Raw genomic sequence first — 12,265 nt, 5'->3', positions numbered from 1 at the left:
CGCCGCCACAGGAGGCGCCGCTCATGTCCCCGCCCACCGCCGTCGTCGACGCGGCCGCGGCTCCCAGCGCGCGCGACCGCGAGTACGCCGTCCTGCACGCACACACCGACGCCGACCAGGCCGTCGCTCGGTACGAGCGGGTCCTCACCGACGCCCTGACTGGCCAGCCGAACTGGGGCCCGTGGCACCGCAAGAACAGCCCGGGCCCCGTCACCAGCAGCCGCACCAGCGAGTTCCCGACCACCAAGCGCGACAACGCCACCCGAGCCACCCTGCCGCTCCGGAACACCCCGGCGCTCTGCCCGCGGAGCGCCGCCGGCGACCTCGTTGCCGACCGCCGACGTCACTACGCCCTCGCTCAGTTCGGCGGAGGCCGTAACGCCGTACTCAGCCCGCTCGCCGGATGCCACCTCACCCCCGGGCCTCACCGACGCGGCACGCCCGCCCCCGTCACCGCGCCGCCCGGCTGGAGCACCCGATGATCCCCGCCCGCGCCCAGCACGAAAAGGACGCTGCGCTAGCCGACCGGCTCAACGCCGCAGGCATCCTGACCGACCCGGCCTGGCTCACGGCCGTCTGCCGGACCCCGCGGCACAGCTTCGTCCCCCGCTACCACCATCTCCGGTCAGCTGGCCTACGCAACGAGATCGTCGACTCCGCCGACCCGGCCGACCGGGCCATCTGGCTCGACGCGGTCTACGGCGACAACGACCTGCCGATCCTGCTCAGCCGCGACACGCCAAGCGCCGTCCTGTCCACCGCGACGGCACCCGCGACGCTCGCCCGGATGCTGGAACTGCTCGCCGTACAGGACGAGCATCGGGTTCTGCACGTCGGCACCGGATCGGGCTACCTCACCGCACTGCTGTGCCACCGCCTCGGCAGCGACAACGTCGTCGGGCTCGACATCGAACCCGACCTGTGTGAACTGGCACGGGCCCGGCTCGCGCGCCTTGGCCACACCCCCGACCTGCGCACCGGCGACGGCTTGGAAGGCTTCGGCAAACACGCGCCCCTCGACCGCATCGTTGTCACCGGCGCCGTCCCGGCGATTCCGCCCTGCTGGCTACGCCAGCTTGCCCCCGCCGGGGCGATCCTCACCGAGCTGGCGATCGGGTCGCGAGCCGGCAATCTCATCCGGCTCGACCGGGTCGGCGAGCGGGTTGTGCAAGGCCGGTTCGCGGACGTCGAAGCCGGCTTCGAGCCGCTGCGCACCTGGGATGCCGTTCCGGATCAGCCTGCGTCCTGGGCTCCGGCCGCCACTCAGCCCTGCGTCAGGCGCAGGACCGTCCTGGACCCGATGGTGCTGGAGCAGCCGGAGAACCGGATCGTGTGGTTGCTGGCCGCGCTGAACTTCGGCCGGAACCCGTACATCCGCCGCACCATCATGATGGGCGACTGCGGGCCGCCGTACGGGATCTTGCTCGCCGCACCGGACGGCTCCAGCGCACAGATCGGCCTGAACTCCGACCGCGTCATCGAGGCCGGTCCACGGCTGCTCTGGCGAGCGGTCGAGCGAGCGTACCGGCTGTGGCTACGGCTCGGCCGACCCGGCTGGGACCGGTTCGGGCTCACCGTGACCCAGCGCGAACACACCCTGTGGCTTGACGACCCGGCCGGCGACTACCGCTGGACTCGGCCCACCAGCACCAGCCTCCGCGCCTGGCGACCGCACCGCACCCGGCATCCCTCGATCCAGCCAGCATCACCCGCGCCCAGCGACGCCAAAGGACACCGATGAGCGACACCGAAACTCCCGACGGCTCGCAAAGCTCGGCAAATCGAAGGGGATGTCGATGAACCAGTCCTACATATCCGCGGACCTGGGCAGCTCGATGGTCGATCAGATCGTCGCCGGCGGCCACGCCACGAACCCCGGAAAGCGGACCGCGATGGAGCGGGTCCGCATCGAAGCCTTCATGCCAGACCTCCCGCTCGCCGAGGCGTACAGCCCTCGGCGCACAGGAAGCCCCGGCGCTTACACCGCGCGCAGCATCGATCCCATCGTGATCGCAGCGATGCTCCACCAGCTCGACGTCCGCCCCGGTCAGTCCGTCCTGCACGTCGGCAACCGGCACCGGCTACACCGCCGCCCTGCCCGCCGGCGGGTCACGCCACCGCCGTGTTGTGACACCCGGCGTGCCGACGTCGTGATCCAGCTCGGTAAGCTTAATCCGCGGGCCGCTAGCTCAGTTGGTAGAGCAGAGGACTTTTAATCCTTGGGTCCAGGGTTCGAGCCCCTGGCGGCCCACTTACTACGCAGGTCAAGCGATGGGTTGACGACTGAGCACTTGGACGCAACCCTCTCACTGGGCGTTAACCCCCTGTTACCTTGTGTCATATCCCTGCGATCTGTATCGCACTCGCACTGCGCCTCGGCACGAGCTGGGCCGTGGCCTCCGCGGTCTCGCGAGCAAGTTCGGGCAGCACGTGAGTGTAGGTGTCGGCCGTGATGGCGATGGTTGAGTGGCCGAGCAGCTCCTGGACGGTTTTGAGGTCTGCTCCGGCAGCCAAGGCCAGCGTCGCGGCGCCGTGACGGAGGTCGTGTAGCCGGACCGGCGGAAGTCCTGCGGCTTCGGCGATGGCATGGAAGGCGTCGGTGAGCTTGGCCGGGTGAATCGGACTGCCGTCGGCCTCAGTGCAGACCAGCCCGTGTTCGACCCAGTGCGCCGCGGCCTCGCGCATCGCGGTCTGGCGGCTCTTCTGCCGGTGGAGCACCTCCGTGCTGGCGACATCGAGGGCGACGATCCGGCCGGAGGCGTCGCTCTTCGGTTCGCCGAATTCGGCGTGCCACCCGATCTGGATCAGTGTCTTGCTGATCGTGATGGACTGGCTCGTGAGGTCAACTTCCCACCAGGGCAGCCCGCAGGCTTCGCCTCGGCGAAGCCCCCGGTAGGCGATCAGGTGAAACAGGACGTAGTAGGGGTGCCCTTCGGCGTGATCGAGGAAATGTCCGGTGTGCTCGGGCGTCCACACCATGACGCGGGAGGGCTTCTCACCCGTCTGTTGCCACTGTTCGATCCGGCCTGGCGTCCACAGCAGCGCTTTGGGACGCTTGCCTGATTCGAGTTCGACGTAAGAAGCCGGGTTGAAGGTAATCGGGATCTTCGGGTTGCGGATCGCGGAATTCAATGCCGCGCGCAGCGTTGCCCGGTAGCGCTGCATGGTGGCCGGACCAATGACCCGCAGGTTCCGGACGCTGGCTTGGGCAGCCGGGTCGTCGCTGGTTTTCGCGGCGGTGATGGTGTCGTTGCGTTCGGCCATTGCGTCGAACATGCGGGCAATGTGTTCCATCGTGAGCAGGTCGAGCCGGTAATGTCCGAGGTAGGGGATCAGCCACGACTCGATGTGCTGGAGGTAGCTGCGGCGCGTGCCCTTTCTGACCTTGCGGGTCGAAAGCCAGTTCAGCAGCCACTCGCCGACCGTTGGGATCGCGTCGACCGCGGCGTTTCCGGCGTCGAGTTGTTTGGCGACCAGTTCGGGAGCCGGAAGGGGTTCGTTGGCCTGGAGACGTTCGTCGATGAGATCGCCGACGGCGATCAGCGCGCTATCGCCATGCTTGCCACCCACCTCCAGGAGCGCGGCGATGTCGCCGAGCATGGTTTGTGCTTCGGTCTGGCTGGCGAAGCCGCCTCGGCGGCGCGTGCGACGATCACCGCGGTTATTGTGCGGGAGTTCGGCTTGGAAGGACCATGTTCCGTGGTTGGAACTCCAGGTGCCGTTGCTGCGCTTGAGTTTCGGGCAGGTTGCGCCAAGTTGTTTGTCGGTTTGCGGATGTCGACAGGTACATCGCTTGTAGGTGCTTCCTTTGAACGTGCGGGATGTCATGCGGGTTTTCCTGTCTGGAAATCCGTAGGTCGGCCGTGATGCACAGCGGCTATCTACGCTCGCGATCGTTCAGAGGGCAAGGCTCAGGTACGAGGCTCTCTGCCCAGTCCGAATAGCTCGACGATCGAGGCAACCGCGACGCGGTAGCTGCGTCCGATCCGAACTGTTGGCACAGGGAACGCCCCGTTGCGAGCGAGCGTGTAAGCTTTGGTTCGTTTGATGCCGAGCAGATCGGCGGCTGTCATCAGGTCGGTGGTGAGACCTAGGCCTTCCAAACGCTCGGGTGACCAGGACGGCACCGACCTGGGGGAAGCCGCGTGGGCTGGTTCAGGGCTCAGTTCCCCCGGTTCAGCATCTTGCATGGCGAACTCCTTGGAGTTGTCTGTGGCGTCTCTCTAGCGCACCGGGTGCCGGCGAGATCAGTGCTCGGCAGCCAGTGCGCTGTCCGTGGCGTGGCCGCTCCGGCAGCTGAAGGGGGAGCAACCGTCGGGGTCGTCTTCGTCCGCTCCGGGGCGGCCTCGGGTGAGGTCCAGGTCGACCTGGTCGAGCGGAAGCAGCGATCGGTGGAGGAAGAACTTGCCTCGCAACGGTTGGCCGTCGGCGTTGGCACGGGGGCTGCCGTGGCGGATGGCCCGGTCGAACTCGATCAGGTCCGCCCAGGCGTCCGGATCGGTGTCCCGGATGAACCGCAGCCGCGAGTTTCCCGAGTACGGGCAGCCGATGCAGGAGCTTTTCACGACGTCGCCGAGGCCCCGCTCGCGCAGATAGGTCATGCAGTCCGAACGCGACATCCCCAAGTCGAGCAGCGGGAAAATATTGCGGGTGTAGTTGACGTCCGAGTCCTTGGCGCGGTGGAACTCATCGGTCGAGATGCCGATGGCCTGATCGACGAACACCCCGCGCGGCACCCGCTGCGGGTGCGGGTACCCGAGAATCTCGCGCACCGCCTTCTTCAGCGGCCGGATCTTGTACTCGCCCGTGCACTGCCGGCGGGCCATGCCGCGCGACCCGTCAGGGTTCTTGACGAACAGCGGCATGGTGACGAACCGCGCGTTCGGTTTGAGGGCGTCGTGGCGAATGTTGCCGCTGGACACCGTCCGTACCGGAATCCCGGCCTGCGCGCCGAGGCGACGTGCGGTGTCGAGCTGGGCATACACCTGTTTGGGTTCCCAGCCCGTGTCGGCGAAGAGGGCTGCGTCGAAGGGCGGGATCTCCTTCTCGCACGCGAGCAGCAGCACGCACATGCTCTGGACCCCGGCACCAAGGCTGAGGTACCGGCCGCGTGGCGTTCCGGGGTAGCGCTCGCGGCGCCGCCGCGCCGTTGGCGGGCTTGCCGGTGGGCGGCGCCGGTCTCGAGACGAGCTGTTCGGTCGTGATGTGGCGGTGCGCCGGGTGGCGGGCGCGTGGACGGCGGTCACGGGCTCTCCTCACTGCCATGGCCGGCGGGACGGTCGTGGGTGGAAGCGAGCAGGCGGTGCGGGACACGCCGGACACTGGTGGCCGGGCTTTGAGCTGCCCAGAACAACGCGGGGGTGATCAGGGCCCGGTGCGCGGGCTGGTCCGACAGAACCCACTCGCTGGCGGGGCGGAAGGCACCGTGCTCGTCGCGAGTACAGGTGGCCTGGTAGCCGGTGTACTTGACGTTGGTGAGGATCGCGGTAACCGCTGCGGGCGGCCACGCGGTGTGCGTTCCGGGCGGCGGGTAGCGGTCGAGGTCCGCGTCGAGCCGAGCCGTGATGTGCTCGACCGACAGACCGGTGACCGCGCGCCAGTAGAAGATCGCCTGCACCACTGGGGCGCGGCGCGAGTCCGGGGTGAGCCGGGTCCGGGCGTTGCCCCGTCGGCTCGGCGCCGCCCTGGCGACGGTCATGGTCGTGTAGCCATACGGCGGGCGGTGGACGTTCCAGCCGGCCCGGATCAGGGCGGCGACCGCCTCGGCCGACCGCCTCGTCACCGGGTGCGTCAGGGCGTCGACCTGTTGGTGGGGACCTCCGGTCCCGACGAGGTTCGATGGCCGCCTGTGCCGCCGCGAGGTCAGGTGATGGCGGACGGCGCGAACCCATCGCCGCAGGCCGCGGGGTCGATTCGTGTTGGCGCGGACGGGCATGGCAAGACCTCTCTTTCCGGGTGGAACCGGCGAGGATGGAATGCGGCGCTGCGGGGCGGGCTCTGGCCGGTCGGCTTCACCGCTCCGCAGCGCCGCGAGTTCAGCGACGCGAGCCGGCGCCGGTGCGGCGGGTGCGCTTGCTGGCCGCAGTGCGAGTGGCGGCGGGACGCCTTGTGGTGGTGGTGCGTCCGCGGTGGTCGGATACTCGTGATGGTGCGGCGGTCGGCGGGTGCCAGGAGCAGGTGAGGTGGGCGAGGTCCTCGAGCAGCAGACGCAGGGCGTGGGCGGCTTGCTGGGGCATGACGCCGTTGCCGAGCGCACGCAGCTGGGCGGTGCGGGGCAGGTCGAGGTGCTCGGCGGTCACCCAGCCCGGCGGCAGGCCCATCAGCCACTCGACGAACGCGGGCGCAAGGACGGGACGTCCGTGGCGGCCGGGCTGCGTCGGGTAGGGCGCGGGGTGGCTCGTGATGAGTTCCCAGCGGTGCACAGCGGCGGCGTACTCGCCCCAGTCCACCGGCGCCGGTTTACCGCGTGCGGCGCGGCCTCCGCGGGGTGCGCGGTCGGTGGTCACGATCAGTCGCATCCTTCCGCGTGGCGGGGCGTCGGCGGGGCCGGGTGACGGCTACGGCGACTGACGGCAGCATCAGGTCGCCTTTCGAGCCGCGTTGCGCGGGGCATCCCTTCGTCCCGTCGGTCACCCGGGGCGTGGGCAGCAGGCGTAAGGTGTCCGACAGGGACGGACCTCCTCGTCGTGAGGCAGCGGAGATTCCGTTGGAAGAACCGTCGTGCGCAGTCGGTGTCGGCAGCAGTGCCCCACGCGCCGGGGGAAAGACAGCTACGAATCCCCCCCCCCCCCCCCGGAATTGTGTTGTCGCGCAACACGTCTCCTCGCCGATCGAAGCGGGTGTCGTCAGTGCGCGTGCCCGATCGGGAAGGGATGGTCCGCCATCGTGGGTGCGGCGTGTGCAGTTTCGGGCGTCCGAGGCGGTTGGCGTGGGCAGCACCGGCGCCGTGTCGGCCACTGCACACCCGCGCGGAAGCGACGCCACGTCCGCCAGGTCCTCGTGTGCCGCCGGCTCCGTCGGTGTCACCAGTGGCAGCACTTGCTGCGACAGAGGAGGGCGGAACCCGCGGCCGGCGCGTCTGCCCGGTGACCCGGTGTCCGATGCGCGGGGCGTCGGCAACAGCTTCGCCACCGCGTGCACCGCGTCGTTGAGGTTGACCTGGTGCCCGCCCGCGCGGCGCCGCGCCGGGTCGACCGGGCCGCGGGGCTCGCCGTCGCGGGCCTGCGGTGTCGGCATCATCCGCAACCCCTCCCGGCTGGGGGACGGCACACACGAACACCCGCTCGCGGCGGTGCGCGGCGCCGATGTCGCTGGCTCGTACGCAACGCCAGACCGCGTCATACCTCGTTTCGGCCAGGCCGCCGAGTACGTGGTCGAGCCCGCCGTTTCTCCAGCGGAGGGCGGCGACGTTCTCCAGGATGACGAGGCTGGGTCGTAGGACGCGAACGGCGTCCAGCACGTTGCGCCACAGTCCACTGCGAGTGCCTTTCTCGATGCCTGCGCGCCGGCCGGCCGCGGAGATGTCCTGACAGGGGAATCCGGCTGTGAGCACGTCCACCTGCTCGACGCCGGTGAAGTCGATCGTCCGCAGATCGCCGAGGTTCGGCACGCCCGGCAGCCGGGCAGTGAGGATCCGCTCGGCGTGCGGATCGATCTCGCTGTACCAGGCGATCCGGCCGCCGAGCACGGCCGCGACCGCGAGATCCAGGCCCAGCAGGCCGGTGCACAGCGACCCGATCACCGGCCCCTCGGTCGCCACAAAGTGCGCGGCGTCGTCGGCGTCGGCCGCAGGCGTGGCGTCGTCACGGTGAGGTGCGCTCATCGCTGCCCCCCTCTCCGCAGCCAACGACCAGGAATGGCGCAGATCCGATCGCCTGCCGTGTCCCGGGCACTGTCGGCTCCGGCCGGTCTGGTGCGCAGCGGTGACGGGCCGCGGCGCGGCGCGCTCGGTCGGGCCACCGGCGGTGTGCGGTCCAGCCGCAGGACGGGCATCGCGCGCGGGCGCTCACGCCGGCACCTCACTGCCGCCGCCGGCAGCCACCTTCGAACTTGAGCGGGTTAGCGGGCGGCGCAGGACCACCACGTCTTCGTGCGCGATCAGATGCAGCGGCAGACCCTGCTCGCGTTGTTTGCGGATGAAGTCGCGCTGAAAAAACGAGCCCCGGGCGACGAGTCCGGTGTCGGCGACGCGGGCCAGCAAGGCGACGCACCGCTCGACCGGGACCAGCCCGGCGGCGTGGCCGCAGGCGATGATCTGCGAGGGCAGGTCGATCAGTTCGGAATGCTCGCGCCACGGGCGCACGGTGATCGCGACGTGCCCGCCGGGGCGCAGCACGGCGGCGCAGCCGGTGAGGATGCGGGTGAATCCCGCGAGCAGCCGGTGGTGGCCGACGTTGGCCAGGTTGCCGCGGTCGAGGGCGTTGCCGTAGCGGTGGTGGTACTTGTGCACCTTCCCGTCTGGGGAGTCCGTCGTCGCGGTGACGACCTGCCCGTGCAGCGACGGCCCGTACGGGGGTGAGGTGACCACCAGCGCGACCTGCCCGCGGTACTTCTCGGGCAGCAGGTGCGGTAGCTGGCGGGCGTCCCCCGGCACGATCTCGGCGTCTACCTCCTGGCCGCGTGCGCGGGCCAGCTCGAGGTTCGCGCGGGCGACGTCGACCCAATGCGGTTCGTACTCCACCCCGACCGCGCGGCGCCCGGCGTCGATCGCCTCGACCAGGGTCGTGCCCGACCCGGCCATCGGGTCGAACACCAGGTCCCCGGGGTTGGTGTAGTGGCCGATGGCGTGCGCAGCTACCGCGGGCAGCATCTTGGCCGGGTGTGCGGTGGAGTCGGCGACGTAGCGGCCCTTGCGCTGCGCGGCCGGCGAGGTCTGCGCGGTCACCCACACCGACAGCGGCTGCTCTCCCGCCCTGGCCGGCTCGGCTGCGGCATCGGGCTCGGTCGGGTCGCTCACGGCGGTGCCCGCCGGTCGCTGAGGTGTGGTGTCCAGGGCCTCGATGAGCGCGCGTGAGACCGGCACGGTGGGGTCTCCGTCACGCGTGCTGGGGCCGCCGGTCGCCGGCTCTGTGGTCGGGTGGGACGGCTGCGGGTGGGACATGAGCGGGCTGCCTTTCGATGCCGGAGGAACGGCCGCCGCGGCGGCGGGCGACGGGGGCACGGGGTCGCTCACCGCTGGTCTTCGGGGCCGGGCCGATCCCCGGGAGCCGGGACCTCGGCGGTGTGTGTGAGCGGTGAACCTGCGGGGCTCGCAGGCTGGGCGAAGACCAGGACATCGCCGTGCGCGCGCAGATGCGGTGCAGGCATCCCGCGCACCGTCGCGCGGTGCGCGGTGCGGTCGTACTCGGCGGCCATGGACGCACTCGGCGCGGCGTGCAGGCGCCCCGCCCGGACCGGGGTGTGCAGCACGACGATGTGCTGCAGGTAGAGCAGATCGGCGTGCTGCGCGGCCGCAACAATCGCGCCGGTCGGGTCCAGCAACCGCCCCCCGTTCCAGTCGCTGTGCGTATACACCGCGAAAATGCCGCCGAGGCGCAACAGGCCTGCCGCGCGCAACGCGAGCCGGTCGATCGACACCCGTTCGGCGGCGTGTGCGGACAGCGAGACAAGCATCAGATCCGCGAGCTCGGCCGGCCACGAGCATGGCGCGGCGCGCCCGTGGATGGCGGCATCTCGGGCGGGGCTGGTCGTCGGGTCCGCGGGTGTCCCGGTGGGGCTGGCGGCGTCGTGGATGAGGTTGGCCCAGAACGGTTGTGACGGCGTGGCGGAGGAGTCCGCGCGCGTGTCGAGGACGGGCGTGGTGACGGTGCGGCCGAGGGCGTGAACCGCCGCCCGCACCGCTGCCGGGACGCCCTCGCCGGGCGCGGTGGGGTCGCCGGTTGCGGGAGGCGTGATCGTCGTCGCGGCGGTGCCGGTGTCGACGAGGACGACGTGCGCGCCGGGTCCGGTGAACGCGGTCGTGATGCGCTCCACGATCGGCGCCGGCCACGCCTCGTGCGCGTCGATCGGGTCCGGCCCGCACGTCCACACCGTGGCCGGAGTCGGCTCCGGCGCTGCCGTGCTCGCCTGCTTGTGCGGACGTGCTTTCGGGCCTTCCGGTCGTGAGGTCGCGCGGGCGCCGCCGGCGCCCGCAGCGGTGGTGTGGGTGCGGGCTCCGGGATAGGGAGCGAGCTCGCCCCCGCGACGGGCGCGCGGCGGGCGAGCCGAGTCCCCGCGGCGGCGGGGACGGCCGTCCGGGGACGGCGGGCGCTGGGCCATGTGAGGTCCTCCCGGCGAGAACAGCCGGGTGTGTGATGCCCGGCATTGGCTGGTGCTGTCATCAGGCAATAGAGAGAAACCCGCGTTTTGGAGACAACCGCCACTGAAAATTCCGAAACTTTTCGGCGAGGCCCACGAAAATGGGCCGCCGAACACCCATCCACGTTCTGGACCCATCGGAACGCAGCAGCGACCATCGTCGCGATCCACAGCCGCTTGAGAATTCAATTCTCTCTCGCCGTCACGGCAGGCGCCTCAACGAGGCACGTCACGAAAAAACACTGAGGCGCCACACGACGCTATGCCGCTTCCGCCCAGCTCAGAGTGCCCGGAAGGGCATAGCAGCGATCGAGGCACACGCCACGCACTCATCCATACCCCAGTAGTTGAATTTTCACACACTTAACCCTTGAGGCGCTTTGGTCGCGCTTAAGAGGCGCTTTTGAGGCGGTTTTGAGGCGTCCACGATGGCTCACTGACGGCTCACCACTCAGCCGATGCGCTTACGGAGCTGTCATGGATTTTCCGCATCCCGAAACCGATGTCGACGAGCGCGGGTTTTACGTGCGCGCCACTCCTGATTTCGTCGCCAGTTCGGATGTGTTCGCGCTGGCGCGGACGACCTTCGCGTGGCTGGTGACCGGGCCGGAGCCGGTCAGCGTGGACGGCCGCGAGATCGCGGAGCTGCCGTCACGTCCGGTCCCGTTGAACGAGCTCGGCACCCTCCTGCTCGCCGGGGACTGCCCGCAAACCACTCGGGACGCCGTGTGGGCGCATCTGATCACCCGAGCCCGCGCCGAGAACGGGGCCGACGGCGGCACCTGGACGATGGCGTGCGTCGGGCTGGCGTTACCGGTGCTGCTGCGGGTCGCCGCGCTCGTGACACGCCGGTTCACCGGCGACACCCACGACCTCAACGCCGCCGTCCTGGCCGGGTTCCTGCAGGGGCTGCACGAGGTCGATCTGACCCGCCCGGCGATCCTCGCGCACCTGTACTGGGCCGCCCGTGCGGAGGGACGGCGCGCGTTGCGCGAAGCCACCGCTCACCCGATTCCGGTGGACGATCTCGAGTTCGGCTCGGCGCCACCGCCGCGCCAGGAAGACCATCCGGATCTGGTCCTCGCCGAGGCCGTCCGCGCCGGCGCGATCACCACCGAGGAAGCGGGCCTGATCTCCGAAACCCGCGTCGGTGAGGTGCCACTCGCCGACGCAGCGCACGCGCGCGGCGTGCGCTACAAGACAGCCCAACAGCGACGTAACCGGGCCGAGCACCGCCTCGTCGCCTACCTGAACGAGCAGGACGACGCGACGCTCGAGACACCCGTCGACCGGCGACTGGACACCGCTGCCGGGCACCCGCTTCAGCGCCGCCCGAACTCCGCAACCGCGCCCGCGTCCTCCCGCCACACCCACCGACTGAAGTCACGCACCGTGACCGACGCGGCGGGCGAGCCGGCGACCGATGTTGGCGCACCGGTGTCTCCGCACGGCCCGAAATCGCCTATTGCCTCGTGCGGGACCCGCGTGCCCGCAGACCGCCGTCCCCGCGCCCGCCGCACCGCCTCCGGCCCGGCTGCGCCGACCCGTCGGGAGGTCCGCTCATGCGACTGACACCACGACACCGCCGCCGAACCCCACACCACCGCACACCCTCGCCCCGCTTGGTCTCGCCCGGCCGCGCGATCGCGCTCGCCGGCGTGCTCGCCACGACGACCCTACTGCTGTCCGGGCCGGCGGCGCACGCGGACACGGTGACCTACGTCGCGCTCGCCCAGACCGTGGATCAGGTCCTGACCAACATCCGCAACTGGATCATGGGCATCCTCGCCGGGGTCGCGCTGGTGTTCATCACCATCGGCGGCCTGCGCTACCTGATGGCCGGCGACAACCCCGGGGAAGTCGAGAAGGCCAAAGGCGCGTTCAAGGCCGCCGGAATCGGGTTCGGCCTGGCCGCGCTGGCGCCGCTGGTGGTCGAGATCCTCAAGACCATCGTCGGCGGGCTGTAGCC

The 12,265-nt window shown here is 70.3% G+C and carries 11 protein-coding genes, 1 tRNA gene and 2 pseudogenes; 5 read left to right on the top strand and 9 right to left on the bottom strand.

The window, feature by feature from the left end:
- Positions 1-23: 23 nt before the first annotated feature.
- The 3 genes from M8542_RS36440 to M8542_RS36430 all read left to right on the top strand — a co-directional run bounded on the left by M8542_RS36440 (position 24) and on the right by M8542_RS36430 (position 2,251).
- Positions 24-482, top strand: coding sequence for a hypothetical protein (locus tag M8542_RS36440; RefSeq protein WP_257924885.1), 459 nt, complete (start codon positions 24-26; stop codon positions 480-482).
- Positions 479-1,741 carry a methyltransferase domain-containing protein gene (locus M8542_RS36435; RefSeq protein WP_257924884.1) on the top strand — a complete coding sequence of 421 codons (1,263 nt, stop codon included), beginning with the start codon at positions 479-481 and terminating at the stop codon, positions 1,739-1,741. Before M8542_RS36440 ends, M8542_RS36435 begins: the two co-directional genes overlap by 4 nt.
- A 437-nt stretch (positions 1,742-2,178) precedes the next feature.
- Positions 2,179-2,251: transfer RNA gene (locus M8542_RS36430), tRNA-Lys, on the top strand.
- 86 nt (positions 2,252-2,337) lie between these two features.
- Here M8542_RS36430 and M8542_RS50695 read toward each other — a convergent pair.
- The 9 genes and pseudogenes from M8542_RS50695 to M8542_RS36390 form a co-directional block, all read right to left on the bottom strand.
- A pseudogene (locus tag M8542_RS50695) lies at positions 2,338-2,916 on the bottom strand (site-specific integrase); the annotation flags it as partial.
- 372 nt (positions 2,917-3,288) lie between these two features.
- Positions 3,289-3,828 (bottom strand): annotated as a pseudogene (locus M8542_RS50810) (Arm DNA-binding domain-containing protein); the annotation flags it as partial.
- Between the two features lie 83 nt (positions 3,829-3,911).
- The gene (locus M8542_RS36420) at positions 3,912-4,073 is read right to left on the bottom strand and encodes a helix-turn-helix domain-containing protein (protein ID WP_257924962.1); all 162 of its coding nucleotides are present in this window, start codon (positions 4,071-4,073) and stop codon (positions 3,912-3,914) included.
- A 174-nt stretch (positions 4,074-4,247) separates the two neighbouring features.
- On the bottom strand, positions 4,248-5,072 hold the full coding sequence (locus tag M8542_RS36415) for an adenine nucleotide alpha hydrolase family protein (RefSeq protein WP_257924882.1): 825 nt from the start codon (positions 5,070-5,072) through the stop codon (positions 4,248-4,250).
- Positions 5,073-5,242: 170 nt separating this feature from the next.
- Positions 5,243-5,782: a recombinase family protein gene (locus M8542_RS36410; protein ID WP_257924881.1), complete on the bottom strand. Its 540-nt coding sequence runs from the start codon at positions 5,780-5,782 to the stop codon at positions 5,243-5,245.
- Between the two features lie 253 nt (positions 5,783-6,035).
- On the bottom strand, positions 6,036-6,449 hold the full coding sequence (locus M8542_RS36405) for a hypothetical protein (protein ID WP_257924880.1): 414 nt from the start codon (positions 6,447-6,449) through the stop codon (positions 6,036-6,038).
- A gap of 59 nt (positions 6,450-6,508) precedes the next feature.
- Positions 6,509-7,822 carry a DNA cytosine methyltransferase gene (locus tag M8542_RS36400; RefSeq protein ID WP_257924879.1) on the bottom strand — a complete coding sequence of 438 codons (1,314 nt, stop codon included), beginning with the start codon at positions 7,820-7,822 and terminating at the stop codon, positions 6,509-6,511.
- A gap of 183 nt (positions 7,823-8,005) precedes the next feature.
- Complete coding sequence (locus M8542_RS36395; RefSeq protein WP_372508697.1) at positions 8,006-9,022, bottom strand: TRM11 family SAM-dependent methyltransferase; 1,017 nt, start codon at positions 9,020-9,022, stop codon at positions 8,006-8,008.
- Between the two features lie 146 nt (positions 9,023-9,168).
- A complete protein-coding gene (locus M8542_RS36390; RefSeq protein ID WP_257924877.1) occupies positions 9,169-9,972 on the bottom strand; it encodes a RodZ family helix-turn-helix domain-containing protein in 804 nt (267 codons plus the stop codon).
- A gap of 801 nt (positions 9,973-10,773) precedes the next feature.
- On the opposite strand from M8542_RS36390, the gene M8542_RS36385 reads away from it, so the two are divergent.
- Complete coding sequence (locus M8542_RS36385; RefSeq protein WP_257924876.1) at positions 10,774-11,868, top strand: sigma-70 family RNA polymerase sigma factor; 1,095 nt, start codon at positions 10,774-10,776, stop codon at positions 11,866-11,868.
- A 50-nt stretch (positions 11,869-11,918) separates the two neighbouring features.
- Complete coding sequence (locus tag M8542_RS36380) at positions 11,919-12,263, top strand: pilin (RefSeq protein ID WP_276587585.1); 345 nt, start codon at positions 11,919-11,921, stop codon at positions 12,261-12,263.
- The last annotated feature ends 2 nt before the right edge of the window (positions 12,264-12,265 follow it).

Origin of the sequence: Amycolatopsis iheyensis (assembly GCF_024703995.1) — a bacterium.
GTDB classification, from domain to species: Bacteria; Actinomycetota; Actinomycetes; order Mycobacteriales; family Pseudonocardiaceae; genus Amycolatopsis; species Amycolatopsis iheyensis.
Note: the sequence above shows the minus strand (reverse complement) of the source record. Positions and strands in the feature narration are given on the sequence as shown.

Excerpts from the sequence above, each read along its gene's own strand:
- M8542_RS36440 (WP_257924885.1), top strand. The coding sequence starts at position 24 with ATGTCCCCGCCCACCGCCGTCGTCGACGCGGCCGCGGCTCCCAGCGCG.
- M8542_RS36435 (WP_257924884.1), top strand. The coding sequence starts at position 479 with ATGATCCCCGCCCGCGCCCAGCACGAAAAGGACGCTGCGCTAGCCGAC.
- M8542_RS36420 (WP_257924962.1), bottom strand. The coding sequence starts at position 4,073 with ATGACAGCCGCCGATCTGCTCGGCATCAAACGAACCAAAGCTTACACG.
- M8542_RS36415 (WP_257924882.1), bottom strand. The coding sequence starts at position 5,072 with ATGTGCGTGCTGCTGCTCGCGTGCGAGAAGGAGATCCCGCCCTTCGAC.
- M8542_RS36400 (WP_257924879.1), bottom strand. The coding sequence starts at position 7,822 with ATGAGCGCACCTCACCGTGACGACGCCACGCCTGCGGCCGACGCCGAC.
- M8542_RS36385 (WP_257924876.1), top strand. The coding sequence starts at position 10,774 with ATGGATTTTCCGCATCCCGAAACCGATGTCGACGAGCGCGGGTTTTAC.